14 protein-coding genes are annotated in these 15505 nt (G+C 68.4%); 7 read left to right on the top strand and 7 right to left on the bottom strand.

From position 1 onward, the window contains the following. The first annotated feature begins 4 nt into the window (after nucleotides 1-4). The 4 genes from nudE (at nucleotide 5) to ACTHK2_RS10595 (ending at nucleotide 3546) form a co-directional block, all read left to right on the top strand. Complete coding sequence (nudE, locus tag ACTHK2_RS10610; protein WP_440245680.1) at nucleotides 5-565, top strand: ADP compounds hydrolase NudE; 561 nt, start codon at nucleotides 5-7, stop codon at nucleotides 563-565. Further along, nucleotides 562-1365, top strand: a complete 804-nt coding sequence (gene cysQ, locus ACTHK2_RS10605; protein WP_440245679.1) for a 3'(2'),5'-bisphosphate nucleotidase CysQ — start codon at nucleotides 562-564, stop codon at nucleotides 1363-1365. Before nudE ends, cysQ begins: the two co-directional genes overlap by 4 nt. A 142-nt stretch (nucleotides 1366-1507) precedes the next feature. Further along, nucleotides 1508-2305 carry a nucleoside triphosphate pyrophosphohydrolase gene (mazG, locus tag ACTHK2_RS10600; RefSeq protein WP_440245678.1) on the top strand — a complete coding sequence of 266 codons (798 nt, stop codon included), beginning with the start codon at nucleotides 1508-1510 and terminating at the stop codon, nucleotides 2303-2305. Nucleotides 2306-2400: 95 nt separating this feature from the next. Continuing rightward, the gene (locus ACTHK2_RS10595) at nucleotides 2401-3546 is read left to right on the top strand and encodes a choice-of-anchor Q domain-containing protein (RefSeq protein WP_440245677.1); all 1146 of its coding nucleotides are present in this window, start codon (nucleotides 2401-2403) and stop codon (nucleotides 3544-3546) included. 253 nt (nucleotides 3547-3799) lie between these two features. On the opposite strand, the gene ACTHK2_RS10590 is transcribed toward ACTHK2_RS10595, so the two are convergent. The 3 genes from ACTHK2_RS10590 to ACTHK2_RS10580 form a co-directional block, all read right to left on the bottom strand. After that, nucleotides 3800-6484, bottom strand: coding sequence for a BACON domain-containing protein (locus ACTHK2_RS10590; protein WP_440245676.1), 2685 nt, complete (start codon nucleotides 6482-6484; stop codon nucleotides 3800-3802). Nucleotides 6485-6542: 58 nt separating this feature from the next. After that, nucleotides 6543-7352, bottom strand: coding sequence for a hypothetical protein (locus tag ACTHK2_RS10585; RefSeq protein WP_440245675.1), 810 nt, complete (start codon nucleotides 7350-7352; stop codon nucleotides 6543-6545). A 197-nt stretch (nucleotides 7353-7549) separates the two neighbouring features. Then, a complete protein-coding gene (locus ACTHK2_RS10580; RefSeq protein ID WP_440245674.1) occupies nucleotides 7550-7888 on the bottom strand; it encodes a DMT family protein in 339 nt (112 codons plus the stop codon). Between the two features lie 364 nt (nucleotides 7889-8252). Here ACTHK2_RS10580 and ACTHK2_RS10575 point away from each other — a divergent pair, with 364 nt between their 5' ends. Further along, nucleotides 8253-8756: a hypothetical protein gene (locus tag ACTHK2_RS10575; RefSeq protein ID WP_440245673.1), complete on the top strand. Its 504-nt coding sequence runs from the start codon at nucleotides 8253-8255 to the stop codon at nucleotides 8754-8756. Between the two features lie 156 nt (nucleotides 8757-8912). On the opposite strand, the gene ACTHK2_RS10570 is transcribed toward ACTHK2_RS10575, so the two are convergent. Next, the gene (locus tag ACTHK2_RS10570) at nucleotides 8913-9428 is read right to left on the bottom strand and encodes a hypothetical protein (RefSeq protein WP_440245672.1); all 516 of its coding nucleotides are present in this window, start codon (nucleotides 9426-9428) and stop codon (nucleotides 8913-8915) included. Between the two features lie 412 nt (nucleotides 9429-9840). On the opposite strand from ACTHK2_RS10570, the gene ACTHK2_RS10565 reads away from it, so the two are divergent. Then, on the top strand, nucleotides 9841-10521 hold the full coding sequence (locus ACTHK2_RS10565; protein WP_440245671.1) for a hypothetical protein: 681 nt from the start codon (nucleotides 9841-9843) through the stop codon (nucleotides 10519-10521). A gap of 75 nt (nucleotides 10522-10596) precedes the next feature. Here the strand turns inward: ACTHK2_RS10565 and ACTHK2_RS10560 are convergent, their stop codons facing one another. From ACTHK2_RS10560 to ACTHK2_RS10550, 3 genes are all read right to left on the bottom strand, one after another. Further along, nucleotides 10597-12309 carry a hypothetical protein gene (locus tag ACTHK2_RS10560; RefSeq protein WP_440245670.1) on the bottom strand — a complete coding sequence of 571 codons (1713 nt, stop codon included), beginning with the start codon at nucleotides 12307-12309 and terminating at the stop codon, nucleotides 10597-10599. Nucleotides 12310-12471: 162 nt separating this feature from the next. Further along, on the bottom strand, nucleotides 12472-13122 hold the full coding sequence (locus ACTHK2_RS10555; protein ID WP_440245669.1) for a hypothetical protein: 651 nt from the start codon (nucleotides 13120-13122) through the stop codon (nucleotides 12472-12474). A gap of 193 nt (nucleotides 13123-13315) precedes the next feature. Beyond that, nucleotides 13316-14305 carry a formylglycine-generating enzyme family protein gene (locus tag ACTHK2_RS10550; protein ID WP_440245668.1) on the bottom strand — a complete coding sequence of 330 codons (990 nt, stop codon included), beginning with the start codon at nucleotides 14303-14305 and terminating at the stop codon, nucleotides 13316-13318. A 190-nt stretch (nucleotides 14306-14495) separates the two neighbouring features. Between ACTHK2_RS10550 and ACTHK2_RS10545 the strand changes: the two genes are divergently transcribed. Then, nucleotides 14496-15505 (top strand): ArnT family glycosyltransferase (locus tag ACTHK2_RS10545; protein ID WP_440245667.1); only part of this gene is annotated, 1010 nt, incomplete at its 3' end.

Here is a 15505-nt window from a genome sequence, read left to right as displayed (position 1 = left end):
CCCCATGCGAACGCCTCCGAAGATTCTTGCCACGCGCGTCGTCGACGGTAGCCGGTTCCTGCGGGCGGAGCAGGTCGATCTGGAATTTTCCAATGGCGAGCGGCGCACGTTCGAGCGGTTGCAGAGTTCGGGGCTCGGCGCGGTGATCATCGTGCCGATGCTCGACGACGACACCGTGCTGCTCGTGCGCGAGTACGCGGTCGGCGTCGACCATTACGAGCTCGGCCTCGCCAAGGGGCGCCTGGATCGTGACGAGACGGCGGAGCAGGGCGCCAACCGCGAGCTCAAGGAGGAGGTCGGCTATGGCGCGCGCGAGTTGCACATCCTCGGCACGCTGTCGGTGTCGCCCGGGTACATGACCGCGATGACGCATGTCGTGCTCGCGCGCGACCTGCACGAGGAGCGGCTGCCCGGCGACGAGCCCGAGCCGCTCGAAGTCGTGCCGTGGAAGCTGTCGGAGCTGCATCGCCTGCTCGGCAGCCCCGAAGTCACCGACGGCCGTTCGATCGCCGCGCTGTTCATGGCGCGCGAATATCTCGCCGGCCGTTACCGGCCGCAGCCGTGAGCCGCGACCTCGACCATCTCGCGCGCGCGGCGGGTGCCATCGCCGAGCGCGCGGCCGCGGCGATCCTCGCCGTGTACGACTCCGATTTCGCGGTCGAACACAAGGACGACCGCTCGCCGCTCACCGCGGCCGACCTCGCCGCGCATCGCGTGATCGTCGACGCATTGCACGCGCTCACGCCGGAGCTGCCGGTGCTGTCGGAGGAATCGTCCGCGGTTCCCTGGTCCGAGCGGTCGCGCTGGACGCGCTACTGGCTCGTCGATCCGCTCGACGGCACGCGCGAGTTCGTCAAGCGCAACGGCGAGTTCACCGTCAACATCGCACTCATCGACGACCACCGCCCGGTGCTCGGCGTGGTGCAGGTGCCGGTCGGTGGCGATCTCGCCTGCGCCTGGGAGGGCGGCGGCGCGTGGCTCTCGGCGCGCGGCGAGAAGGCGCGCCGCCTCGGCACGCGCCGGCGCGCATCGCCGATCGTCGTCGCGGGCAGCCGCTCGCACGCATCCGAACACGAAGCGCGACTGCTCGCGCGACTCGGGCCCTGCGCGAAGCTGCCGCTCGGCTCGTCGCTGAAGTTCATGCGCATCGCCGCGGCCGAAGCCGATCTCTACCTGCGCCTCGGCCCGACGTCCGAGTGGGACACCGCTGCCGGTCAGTGCGTGCTCGAGCAGGCCGGCGGCGCCGTGCTCGATTTCGACGGCGAGCCGTTCCGCTACAACACGCGCGAATCGCTGCTCAACCCCGATTTCTTCGCGGTCGGCGACCGCGATGCGAACTGGTCGGCGTTGCTTGCGCGGCCCTGACGCCGGCCCGTAGGCGGGATCAAGCCGAAGGCGGATCCGGCGCTTCGCGCCTTGATCCGCCTTACCATGCTCGCCAAACCCGGAGCGAGTGCGCCCGAGCGCGCACGCCCAGCCCTCAGCCATCAGCCATCAGCCCCGCCCCATGCCTTCGATCGACGCCCTTCTCGCCATCATGGCCCGCCTGCGCAGCCCCGACGGCGGCTGCCCATGGGATCTCGAGCAGACCTTCGAGACGATCGCACCGTATACGATCGAGGAAGCCTACGAGGTCGCCGACGCGATCGATCGCAGGGACTACGCGCACCTGCGCGACGAACTCGGCGATCTGCTGCTGCAGGTCGTGTTCCATGCGCGCATGGCCGAGGAGGCGGGCCACTTCGCATTCGCGGACGTGGTCGATTCGATCTGCGACAAGATGGTGCGCCGTCATCCGCACGTGTTCGGCGAGGCGCGCGTCGATTCGGCGCAGGCGCAGACCCTGAACTGGGAAACGCTCAAGGCGAACGAGCGCGCCGCCGCCGGCGACGCGGACACCAGCGCACTCGCCGGCATCTCGCGCGGCCTGCCGGAATGGCAGCGCGCGCTCAAGCTGCAGCAGAAGGCGGCGCGCGTCGGTTTCGACTGGCCCGGCGTCGATCCGGTGTTCGACAAGTTGCACGAGGAGATCGACGAGGTGCGCGCCGAGTTCGCCGCGGGCGGCGACAGGGAGCGGCTCGCCGACGAAATCGGTGACGTGCTGTTCGTCTGCGTGAATCTCGCGCGTCACGCGAAAGTCGACGTATCGCACGCATTGCGCCATGCCAACGCGAAGTTCGAGCGGCGCTTCCGCCGCATGGAGGCGCTCGCGGCGGCGGATGGCGGCCAGCTTGCGGGGCAATCGCTCGCGGAGCAGGATGCACTGTGGGGCCGCGCCAAGGACGAGGAGGGCCGGGCGTGCTGAGCCGTCCGCCCTGTCTCGCCGCGGTACCGTTTTCCGTTACAGCGTAAGGTCGGCGCCGCTCGCGCGCCCATAGGTTCGCTACGGGAGGCAAGGAAATGCGCATCTCATGTCTGGTGGGGATCGCCGGCGCGCTCGCGCTGTGCACGGCGGCACGCGATGCGGCCGCGACGAACGCGGTGGTGTCGCCGCCCAACTGCAACGAAGCCGGCTTCGCCGCCGCGCTCGCCACCGTCGACAACAGCGGCGGCGGGACGATCACCTTCAACTGCGGCGTCGCTACAATCACGTTCACCGGCTACAAGCAGGTCGCGCACGCGGTCGCGATCGACGGCGGCGGCAGCGTCACGTTCGACGGCGGCAACAGTTCGGCGTTCTTCCAGGTGTTCGCCTCGGGCTCGCTCGTGCTCAAGCGCCTGACGCTGCAGCACGGCGAATTCAACCAGAGCCACGCGCTCGAGAACTTCGGTTTCCTGCGCCTGGACCACGTGAAGATGCTGGACAACGCGTCTACCGCGGCGCCGATCCTCAACCTCGGTGCGATGATCGCCGAGTGGAGCACGTTCGCCGGCAACAGCAACACCGGCACCACGACCAATGGCCACGGGGGCGTGATCCTCAACGATGGCGGCATGGCGACGGTGCGCAACAGCACCTTCAGCGGCAACGCCGCGTCGACCGGCGGCGGTGCGATCTACAGCACCTCCGTGCTCGAAGTGTGGAACACCACCTTCAGCGGCAACAGCACGACGGCGCCTGGCTCCGGCGGCGGCGCGATCTACCAGACCGGCAACGGCACGAGCTCGGTCAGCTACGCCACGTTCGCGGACAACACGGGCCAGACGTTCGGCGGCGGCGTCTACAGCGAGGAGCCCTCGGTGCTCGTCGTGAGCCGCTCGGTCTTCTCCAACAACGTCAACGGCAACTGCGACGGCGGCAGCAAGTCGCTCATCTCCGACGGTTACAACGTCTGGTCCGGCGCGACCTCGTGCCCGTTCTCGAACAGCGGCGACGGTGCGGGCAACCCGATGCTCGGCGCGCTCGCGAACAACGGCGGGCCCACCCAGACGAGACTTCCGGGCGCGGGCAGCGCGGCCATCAATCGCGTGCCGCACGCGCAGTGCGTTCTTGCATTCGACCAGCGCGGTTCCGGCCGGCCGGGCGGCGCGAATGCCGCGTGCGACAGCGGCGCGGTGGAGGTCGGCGGCGCGATCGATCTCATTTTCGCCGACGGTTTCGAATAGCGGCCGCCTCGCTCGATCGCACATCGACGGCTGATCGGTGGCGCGGACAGGCGTCGGCCCGCAGGGTGGGTCCTGGTTCCACCGCCCGTACTGCATGCCCGCAGCCGACGGCCGTTTCGTTCGCGACGGCTCCAAAGTCCCACCTACGACATGGCGGGAAACGAGAACGGCGCGCATTGCTGCGCGCCGTTCGCTTTTGCCGCCCATGCCGGTCGACGCGAGGCGCGTCGCCGGCGCAAGGCCGGCCGCCGGATCAGTCGAAGCCGTTGCGGAAGATCGTGTCGTTGTCGACGACGTCGAGCGTGAGCGGCACGCTGACCAGCGCATGCGTCGCGTCGTTGCTGTGCACGCAGACGTTCGCGGTGTACGTGCCCGGGGTGAGGAAGGTCGCATTCAGGCCGACCGTGATCGTCGCATCCGGGTCGCCCGCGTGCAGCGTGCCGCTCGGCGGCACCAGCGCCATCCACGACACCACGCCCGGCGTGGCGCAATCGTCCGGCGCGCTGTCTACCGTCCACAGCAGGTCGGCCGTGCCCGTGTTGCCGATCGTGAGCGGCAGACTCGTCGCCTGGCCGGCGACGACCGACGTCGTGAGCGAGGCGGGCGTGACGTCGAGCACCGGCGCTGCCGGCGGCGTGACCGTGAAGGTGAACACCGCGCTCGGCGTCGAGGTGCCGCAGAGGTTCGTCGCGGCGACGCGCCACCAGTACTGGCGGCCGGCTTCGAGCGCGGCGCTCGGCTGGAACGACGTGGCGCCGCCCGGCAGCGTCTGCGACAGCAGGATGTCGCTGAAGCCGGCGTCGGTCGCGATGTCGATCGTGTAGTTCGTCACCTGCTGCGACGCGGCCCACGAGAACACCGGCTGCGCCGGCTGGTTGATCGCGCCATCCACCGGAGCGGTGAGGGCGACCTGGCCCGGCACGGTCGTGGTCACGTTGACCTGCAGCGTCAGGTCGTGGTCGACGCCGTCCGCGCTGCCGCGCAGCAGGATGTCGTGCGCACCCGGGGTCGCCGCATTGGTGACCGTGAGGTTCGCATCCGACGTCGTCGCCGGCGGCGTGATCACGCCCGGCACGTAGGTGCCACCGAAACCGGCGGGCAGGCCGGGCGCGGGAAAGCTCATCGTGACCGGGCTGTTGAAACCATTGACCGGATTGACGGTGACCGTGACCGGCTGCAGCGCGGTCGGGCTCGGCGTCGCCGCGCACACGTCCTGGCTCAGGTGGGTGCCGGTCAGCGTGAAGGACGCCTGGCTCGAGCAGCCGTCGAAGCGGAACGACGCGATGCGCGTATCCCAGTGGCCGCCGCTCGGCTCGTACATGCCCGTGAACCAGAACGTGCAGCCGTCAGCGGGGTCGACGCTCATCTGGTGGTAGTCGCCCCAGCGGTCCGCATTGGTCTGCGAGCTGCCGCCGGCGACGATCGAGGTTTCCGCCTGCGTCATCGTGCCGAGCGGATCGCCGGCGAGACGGCCGGTGTAGCTTAGGCCCGGGAAGACCGCAGGGGTCTTGCGCGCGACGCTGTAGGCGAGGGCGATGTTGCCGGCCTGGTCCTGCGCCGTCGCGGCCATCCAGCGGCTGATCTGCCCGCCCGAATCGGCCGGTGCATAGGTGCCCTGCTGGTACATCGACCAGCTGCCGGCGAGACCGCCGGTGCGGCGCAGTTCGAACCAGCGCACGCCGGCGTTGTTGGCGCCGCTCGGCAACTGCGTGACGTGGTTGCCGACGATGGATTCGTGGTCGCCGAAGTTGCGGTAGTACACCTGGTACATCAGCACTTCGAGCAGCGGATCGAGCAGGCGCGTCGTGCTCGGCTGGTTGATCGCGCCGAAGCCGCTCGGTACGTTGAAGTCCGAATCGAACTCGGCCTCGTTGATGCGAACCGGCCCCGTCAGTGTCGTGCTCGCCGGCGTCGTCCAGTTCACGCTCATCGTGAACAGCTCGATGTAGTCCTTGGTCGGGTCGTTGCTGCCGGGGCTGTTGCGCTCGTCGTCGTTGTTGCGCGCGAACAGGCCCGGCGCGCCCGCCGGCGGCGGCGTGTTGCCGTTGAACGAGATCGGCAGCAGCAGCTGGAAGCCGAGGCCGTTGAGGCGCGGCACCGTCTTGCGCTGCAGCGTCGCCGGCTGCGCGGCGAGCATCTTGGTGCGATCGAGCGCGTACACGGCCGGGCCTTCGTTGGCGCCGACGTAATAGGCGTCCGGCCACACGCCGTACTTGGGATAGTCGGGGAAGGTCGGCGTGGTGAACTGGTAGCGCGTCCACGTCGTGGTGACCGGGTTGCTGTTCGCGCTGATGTAGACGCAGAGGTTGTTGCCCGAGTTGGAGAACTCGGTCAGCAGCCAACGCTGCGCGAGGTGGTCGAACACGATGATGCCGTCGCCGAGGCCGCTGGCGCAGGCGCCGCCGCTGCCGACTCCGTCCATGTTGAACGGGCCCGCGGCGACGCTGCCGTCGTTGGTGTTGTAGATCTTGTAGATCGCACCGCCGCTGCCGTTGATCGCCTGCACGTAGTAGCCACCGCCGACGTCACCGGTCGGGTCGGGCGGGAACACGGCGGTGTAGGCCTGGCCCGGGATGTTGACCAGCGGCGTCGTGAACGCGTCGGTCGCGCTCGGCACGACGCGGCGCTGCAGCGAGGCGAGCAGGTCCGCATCCTCCAGCAGCACCGGGTTGACCGGGGCCGGCGGGTGGCGCTGCAGCTCTTCCTCGCCGTGGAACTGGCGCGGGATCTCGCGGATCGGGTCGCCGGGCTTCCACGCGGGCACGAGCGGACGCTGACGTGCGTCGAGGAAGAACTGCTGTGGCTCCGACGGCGGGCTGACGTAATCCGCGCCACGGCTGACCAGGGGATCGTCCACGCCTGCGGCAAAAGCCGTCGGCGCGACGAGGGCGAATGTGAACGCGGCGAAGGCCGCGACACGACGGGTATTGAACGGCATGGGCACTCCTCGTGGCGTGAAAAACGCACGACGCCCCGCCGTCCATCCTCGGGCTGAGTTAGTCGTCGTCTTCAGGGATCGCCTTATCGTCCCCCAGAAGGACCAGCTGTTCAAGCACGAGCTCGCCCATGCGGCTGCGTACGTTGAGCGTGGACGTGGCGAGGCCGAAACGCGCGCGAGCGGTGCTGCGGCCGTCGTCGCCCGTGCGCACGGTGAGCCCGAAGTCGGTCGACACCTTGCCGCCGCTCGCGGCGTCGAGCACGACGTCGCCGAAGGTCGGCACCATCACCACGATCTGGCCGGTGTCGGTCTCGACCATGCTTTCGCCTTGCCAGCGCTTGCCGAACGCGACCGCGCGGATGTTGCCGCTGCGCGAAGCGAGGCGCAGCCGATCGCGCGAACCGGCGAGGATCGTCCCCGACTCCGTCGTCGCTTCGACCCCCCCGTTGCGGCGCTTCGCGGAGATGCGACCGTCGCGCGTGGCCAGCGCGACCGCCATGTCGCCGGGCAGGAACGCGGCGACATCGACGCGGCCCGGTGCGCCGCGGTCGAAGTCGACGTCGATCGCGAGCGTGTCGCCGTCGCGATGCGTGCGGAACCGTGCCGGCGCATGGTCGGGCGCCATGCGTTGCACGACCGCGTGAATGCCCACCTCGCGCTCGTCGTGCGCGCGCAGGTTGATCTCGCCACTGAGGTTGGTGATCGCGATGCGCGTGACGCCCGCGGGGATCTCGAACTCGCGATCGACGCGCTCGATGCGCACGCCACCCTCGGCATGGTGCACCCGCGGCCGCACGCCGCTGCACGCACCCGCGAGCACGGCCACCGCGAGCAGGGCGAACCGCGCCCGCGAAAAGTTTGCAGACATCACGACTCCTCGAACGCCGCCGCTGGATCCGGCCAAACGCCTACTATGCCAGCACGATCGCCACGCGGCACCCGCGCTCGCCAGAAGGGGGCTACTTTCATCCGTTCGCCCCGGGCAAGCGCAAGGCCGGAGTCGAGGGCACCACCCGATGGCGTCACGGTCCTGTGGCGCTTCGCGAACTGGCTCGAGCCGGCGCATCACTCCTTGAAGATCAAAAACCCCGCCACGACGATCAACGCAAATCCCGCGAGGTGGTTCCACCGGATCGGCGCCCCGAGATACGCGACCGAAAACACCACGAACACGCCGAGCGTGATGATCTCCTGCATCGCCTTGAGCTGCGCCGGGTTGTACACCGCAAAGCCGTAGCGATTGGCAGGCACCTGCAGGCAATACTCGAAGAATGCGATCCCCCAGCTCACGATCACGACGAGCCACAGCGGCCGATCGGTGAACTTGAGATGGCCGTACCAGGCGAACGTCATGAACACGTTCGAACCGATCAGCAACAGGACGGGCAACAGGGCATTCCACATGGCAGCAGGCTCGGCGGTCGGGTTGCGCGCATCCTAGCCGGGCGCGGCCGGGGCCGGCAGCCTCGTGCGTCGCGTCGCCCGTCGACGGAAGCCGGCGCAGCGCGGCGCGATCGCCATGCACGACAGCCCGTCCGGCGAGCGCCCGCTTTGCGCGGCAGTGATGATGGCCGAAAACGGCGAGCAATCGGCGCGCGCTCGTGGACTACTAGGCACGCCGCACGCACCGACGTTTCCCCGGGGGTGCGACCGGTCCCCTCCACGATACCCGGCTCGCCCATGAACATCATGCTTCCGCGTCGCGCCCGTCCGCCTCGCTGCCCTCGCTATCTGCGCGGTCCTCATCGCGCACGATGCGATCGCTCCCGTGCACGCCGCCGCTCCCCCATTCGCCTGCACCGATGCCGTCTACAAACAGTTCGATTTCTGGATCGGCGAGTGGGACGTGTTCGACACCGACGTCCCCAACGGGCCGGCACAGGCGCGCGCCACGGTGCGACCGATCGCCGGCGGCTGCGCGATCCATGAACTCTACGAACAAACCGACGGCCTCGTCGGCGACAGCATCCTCAGCTACGACGCCGCGCGAAAGCACTGGCAGCAAACCTGGGTGACCAACCGCGGCTCGCTCATGGCGATCGCCGGCACCGCGAAGGACGGCGAGCTGGTGCTCGAAGGCGAAGTCCATCTCGCGAACGGCTCCACCGTGCTGCAGCGGATCACCTGGAAAACGCAGGGCACCGAGGTGCGCGAATCGGCGGTCGTCTCGAAGGACCGCGGCGCCACGTGGACGCCCGCGTTCGACATGCTGTTCCGCAAGCGCGCACCGTCGGCGAAGGCGAGCGGATTGCACCGTCCGTCACTCCAGTAGGCGGACGGCCGCAAGGCAGGCCGGCACGCTGTCGCCCTTACACCGCACGCTCAGAAAATCTCCTGCAGGTCACCGGCGGCAACAACATTCGCACGCCGTCCTCGGTGAGGAACCGTCTGCCCGCTCGATCCCGTCCGTAAAGCTGATCCCGCTCAACTACAGCGTCTGGCAATTGGGCGCGCGTCGGATCCTGGAACGTGGTGTTCGACGCAGACTGAGCGCGGCCAACATCAATGTCAGGACCGCAAGCCCCCACCACGACAGCGCCGGCACTGGTGCTGCTGCGCCGCCGCCGATCGCCGCGGGTACGAGAACGGCAGACAGTTGCAGTGGATCACCCACGTCGAACGGCTGGATCCAGATCACCTGATAGGTTTGATTGGCCAGGATTCCGAGATCGGCCGTGACGCTGTAGGGAATGGGGGTAAACGGCAGGGAGCAGAGTCCCGATTCCGAATACGACGTGATCGTAATCGTCGTTGCTGCGGACGCGATGCTCTCTGGCGGCAAGAAGACCGGAGGACAACCATCGGTCATCCCCGAAACGACGGCTTCGATCGAGCCGGAGGGGGTGCGCCTGAACGACAGCGACTCGTTGCTGGCCGATGCGGACGCGGACGCGAGTAGTCCGCCCAGGAAAAGGCATCTCGCCGCGATGAAAAGCGATCGCATGGTTTTCACCCTTTCCGGAAGCGCCGGAACATTGTGCACTTCGCGCTTTCGCTGTCCATCGTCAGGACGCCGATCGTTCGCCGACAAAGAGACGAACGGGCTGGGCGGCGTGATTCGGTCAGGAGTGCCGTGTCGGATTGGTCAGGTGGGGGGCAATCCAGAATGAGTCTTCGAGTCGCTCGCAGGGTGGGCTCCTTCATCGCACGAAGCCGACCGGGTTGCGAGGTGCGAGTCGTGTTCGACGACGTCCGTCGCTCCGATTTCCCCTCACCCGCGCCTGCGGCGCGACCTCTCCCGCGAGCGGGAGAGGTGGACTGCCGATTGCACCCATGCGGGATGCGCTGTTCGCGGCGCGTCATGCGCTACGCTTCCGCGGCGGCGCTGCGCGCATCGGAAGAATGGAGCAGGGTGGATGGACAAGGCGGAAGTCGCGGTGGGGAATACGCGGATCGCGTTCGAATGGCCGGCCGATCGCCGTGACTTGACGGCGACGCTGGCCCGAGCGCTCGATGCGATCCTCGTGCCGCTCGGTTTCGAGATCAAGCACGGCCCACGGGGCGACGACTTCGCGAGGACGCGCGGCGACACGACGCTGACGCTGAGCGGGGCCGGGTACGACGATCACCCGTACTACGCCTGCGACGTGATCTTCGCCGTGCGTCACCACGTCGTCGAGCAGCTGCTCGCGAGTGTCATTCCGCACGCCACGTCGACCGCGACATGGGTGCTGCGGCTCTCGACCCTCGAGGACAAGCCCGGCTTCGCGATCACGTCGGTCCGGCACATCGAGGCGTTCATCAAGTTCATGGGCAAGAAGCTGCCGGCGCTGATCGAGCGCTGCGACGACCTGCACGAGCTTGATCGCATGATCACTGGCGACCGCACGCAGATCGACGGCTACGACTTCGCGTCGGCCGAAGGTCCGATCGTGCTGGCGTGGCTCGCGGGCAATCCGAACTTCGACAGCATGGTCGCGTACGCGGACACGCGCTACGACCGGCGCGAGATCGAGGGCGATACGCCGATCGTGCAGCTCGCCGATCACCTGCGCCGGACCGTGCCGGTGGAACGCAGGCGGCCGGCGACGGGCTAGTCCCACCATTGCGCGATCGGCAGCAGGCGCGCGCGATGCGACGCCTGCGTGATGGCTGCGTCTGTTGCCGCGCGACTAACGCTCGAATCCGTCCTCGAACAGACGGTCGCTCTCGAACGCACCGATATCGAACGGATGCGCCGCGCCCGCCGCGCTGGCGGCGACGCCGCGCGGGTGTCCCTCGGCATCCACGGGCTGGCCGGCCGCGGAATAGTCGATCGCCGGAGAATCGGGCCGCAGGTGGTAATCGCCGGCCGCGGCGTCAGTGAACGCGGGGTCGGCGACGATCACGTTGTCGTGCTCGCCGGCGGCGAGTTGCGTCGTGTCCGAGGCGATCACGTCGATCACCGTGAGGCCCGCGGGGTTCTGGCGGTCGAAGAAGTCGACGCCAGGGGCAGTCGTCACGATGGAGTGGGCCAGCACGAGTTCGGCATCGGTCAGCTGGTTGAAGACGTATCCGGTTTGCGTCGACAGGCCGTTGCGCGTGATGGTGCAGCTGTCAATGAACAGCTGGTGCACCCAAATGAGGGTCGTGCCCGGAAAGTTGTCGGCGATCACGCAGTTCTTGAGCGCGACGCGCGTGGCCGACGAGTTGATGAGCCTCTCATACCAGGCCGGATTGCCGTTGCGTCGCACTTCGATCCGTTCCGCATTCCACTCGGCGGGATTGACCAGTTCGATGACGGCGCTGCCCGGGTTGTCGACGATGTGGTTGCAGAGGTGCCCGGACTTGCACTCGAGCGCGCCAAGGTCGGTCGCCGGCTCCGGCCCGCACCCATCGATCGCGCCGGCACGCGTCATGTCCACGGTCGCGCCCATCGCGGACAGCGCGGCGCCATTGGACGATGTGTTGCCTTCGATGCGGACGTTCCACGCGCACACCCTCGTATTGGCATCCGCGGCGTAGATGCCTCCACCGTGCGAATTGGAGAACTCGTCGCCGTGGTTGTACGAGATCGACAGCGGATTCGCCTCGGCCGAATACAGGCGCACGACGCCACCCGAGCGCACGTCGATGCCGGCACCGCTGCGCGCGACGTTGTTGGACACGGCGCCGTAGTGGCTGTCGGTCGCGTGGTTCAGAAAGCCGCCCGTCCCGATGTCTGCGCGCGCCGGTCCCACCACCGAAAGCCCGCCGCCGCCGTCGTTGTCGGTTTCGCCGACGACCCGGTTGTAGGTGATCGCGGATTGCGTCGCATGCATGTACAGACGTGTCGCGCCGGAGAGGAAGACGCCGCCGCCACGCTTGGCGGCGACGTTGCCGGAGATGAGCGTGTTGCTGGCAAGGGTGATCATGAGCGGCCCGTCGACGCCGAGCCCCTGGATACCGCCGCCGTAGGTTGCCGTGTTGCCGCTGATATGGATGCCATCGAGGACCAGGAAGCCGTTACCCGCGGCCTGGATGCCACCACCCCCGACGTTGCTGCCGCCCGTGAGGGTCATGTTGACGAGCGTGACGTCGAAGGTGCCGCCGAGCTCGAACACGCTATGGTCCGTGGCCGACGCCGACACGATCGTTAGCGCAGGATCGATGGTCTGGTTGTCCTGGCAGTCGTGGAATCCTCCCTCGATCCAGATCCTGTGCGCCGGTGGTGACGGCAGGCGCACGAAACCCGGATAGATACCGGCGTCGACATGAAAATTGGTTTCGATCGGGTTCGCGTCGAGCGCGGCTTGGATCGACGTATAGGCGCAGGTCGGCCCGATGTGCACGACGGCCATTGCCGGCGTGCACAGGCACAGGAGTGCGACCAGCAGCAGGCGCTGCAGGGTGATTCGATGGAGCATGAGGAGGGGTCTCGTTCAAACGTTGGCTCGTTTAACGAAATCGGGTGACGCGAAACGCCACCGGGCGTGCAGCGGCGTTGCGTCAAGGTCGACGCGCGCGCATTTCGACGCGCGCCGAACGCGAGTGATCGCTCCGTGGTCGCGGCCGCCGCAGCGCGGGTTCTACTCGAATCCATTCGCGAAGATCGGATCCGGCGCCCCGGTCGAGGCGCTGACGGTCGCCACGCCATAGCCTGCGAGCGAGAACGCGAGTTGCGCGGAAGACGGCTGCAACGTCGACGCCTGCCACAGCGATCCGTCGCGGCTGCGCACGAGGTCGTAGCTCGCGGCGGCGGTGCCGGGAATCTCGATCGTGATCGACTGCGTCGATGCGCTGCCGTTGAGGATCACCCAGGTGAGACTGCCGGTCGCGGCGTTCACGTAGGCGCTTGCGACGACGTCGGTGCTGCCGCTGACCGTCACGGGTGCGCGTTGGCCGCCGGGACGGATGTATCGAGCGTAGTGCTTGAGGGCGACGTACTTCGGCGAGTTCGCTTGCAAGGTGTCGTTGGTGAGCGTCTGTTCGGCGACCGCGCTGCCTTCGCTCATTTGCCAATACACCCAGGCGCTCTGTTCGCCGGCGACGAGCGCCTGGTGGACGCGCAGGGCGAGGCCGAACGCGCCCTGGCCGGGGAAGCCGCTCGCGGGCGCGCCACGCGGTTTGTTCGCCGAGGTTTCGGTCATCCACGAGGCCTTGCCATGGCTCGCATAGCGGGCGACATGGCGGGGTCGATGGTAGAAGATGGATGGCGCGGCGATCGCGACGGCAGTCACAGGGGAGGGGAATGAATCTTGCGGTAGGACTCGCGCGGGGCGCACCGCGCGGACACGCGTGGGCGTGCATCCCGACCGACGAGTCCGGCGCGGTCGGTTGCCTGTGGGGGGCGTGCGGTGGGACTCGCGGTTGCGCGATGTCGCATGGATGGGCGTGGTCGTGCCGCTGCGTCCCACCCTGCCGGGTTGCGGGTTAGGGGGCGGGTTGTCGGTCGCAGGCGACGCGGAAGCCTGTGTCGTTGCGGCGGCTGGCCAAGGGTAACGGGCTGGTGCGTCGGGCGGAGCGGAGGTCGATGCCGTAGTCGTCCCATGAGCCGCCGCGTGTGCGATGGGCGGTGCAGGCGTCGTTGCCTGCGGGACGGCCGTCAGTTGAGAGATGGTCGTACGCGCCTTGGGCGTAGCAGTCTTCGACCCATTCCCAGGCGTTTCCGCTCATGTCGTACAGCGCGAAGGCGTTGCCTCGCCCTTGTCCCACGGGGCGCGTGAAACCCGCGCCGTCGCTGCATTCGATGATGCGCGCGCCGGCTTCGCCTTCCTTCTGCGCCTGCGCGATCGCGTTGGCCCACGCGGGCAATGCCTGCAGCAGGCTGCGATCGCCGCCGTTGGCGTAGGCGCAGGAATCTTCTTCCGCGCGGCCCCAGTAGAACGCGCTCGTCGTGCCTGCGCGCGCGGCGTATTCCCACTCGGCTTCGTACAGCAGGCGATAAGGTCGGCCGGTGCGCGAGGCGAGCCACGCGGCGTAGTCGCGTGCATCCTGCCAGGTGATGCAGACGACCGGATGCTCGGCTGTCTGCGCGAAGCCGGGTGAGCGCCATGACGCGGCAGGCGCGAAGTCCCAGTTGCCGTCCGCGCCGTCGCCGTGCGTGTCGCAGCCCGCGGGCGTGGTGCGCTTCGTCGCATCCACGAAGGCGGCGAACTGGCCGACGGTGATCTCCGTGGCGCTCACGGCCAGCGCGTGGATCGACAACGTGCGCTGCGGGCCTTCGTTCTTGTGGCGACCGGGTTCGCCGTCGGGCGATCCGATCAGGAACGTGCCGGCGGGTATGCTGCGCATGCGCGGGCAATCGGGGCAATCCTGCACGCTCGCGTCGGGAGCCGTGGTGGCGCGGGATGCAGCGAAAGGCAATGCGCAACCGACGAGCAAGGCGAGGAGCGCGGGTGCGGTCGTCTTGACGTGCGACATGGTTCGACTCCGGCGAATAGGGAACGGGAAGGCCTGGGTGCATCCCGATCCCGGGTTTCATCGAAAGACGCGCTGGCCCGGTAGCGACCGCCCGATGCGGGCGTTGCTTTCATGGCGTCCCCAACTCAGGCGCGGGCCAGCCGGGCACGGCTATGCTCCGCCGGCGCCATGGTGGGCGACCGGAGGTTGGATGGGATCGATCGATGCAGTGCCAGGTCGTCGTGCGGCCTGGCTCTTCCTCGCGGGGCTTGCCGGGTTGCGCGTGCTGTTCGCATGGCACCTGCCGTTCGATACCGACGAGGCGCAACACCTGCACGTGGTATGGGCATGGACGCAGGGGCTGCTGCCGTATCGCGATGTGTTCGACAACCATGCGCCGCTGTTCCAATGGCTGAGCGCGCCGCTGTTCGCGGCGATCGGCGAGAACGCCGATGTGATCCGCCTGATGCGCCTCGCGGTGGTGCCGTGGTATGGGCTTGCACTCTGGTGCACGTGGCGCATCGGACGCGCGTTCTACGGCCGCGGTGTCGGCGCCTGGGCGATGGCGCTGGTCGCGATGTATCCGGATTTCTTCATCGCCTCGGTGCAGTACCGCACGGACGACGCCTGGGGGCCGGTGTGGCTCGCGATGGTGATGGTCGCGATCGAAGGCCGGCCGACGCCGCGGCGCGCATTCGTGGTCGGGCTGCTCGCGGGCGCGGCGGTCGCGATTTCGCTGAAGAGCCTCGTCCTGATCCTCGCGGTCGTGCTTGCTGCCGTCCTGACGCTGGCGCTGATGCATATCGCGCGGCGCCCGCTGCCGTGGGCGACGCTTGCGCGCACGAGTGGTGCGCTGGTCGCGGGTTTCCTCTTGCTGCCGGGGCTCATCGCGCTCGGTTTCGCGTTCGCGGGCGCGTGGGGCGCGCTCGTCTACTGCACGCTCACACACAACGTCGTGCCCGGCGACGCGCGCTGGCAGCACGCGGGCGCGGTATGGTGGTTCCCGTGCGTGGTCGTGCCGGTCGTTGCGATCGCATACCGGCTCATGCGCGACCCGGTGGTGCCCGAGCGCGGCGCGAAGCGCGCGTTCGTGTTCCTCGCGGCGATGCTCTATTGCGCGCTGCTGCTCGCCTGGTGGCCGCTGACGCCGCGACAGGACTGGCTGCCGTTCGCGCCGTTCGCGGCGATCTTCCTCGCGGCCGGCGCGCGGCGGCTGGCGTT

Origin of the sequence: Dokdonella sp. (assembly GCF_051958935.1) — a bacterium.
Lineage (GTDB): Bacteria > Pseudomonadota > Gammaproteobacteria > Xanthomonadales > Rhodanobacteraceae > Dokdonella_A.
This window is presented reverse-complemented; position numbering and strand designations above follow the sequence as displayed.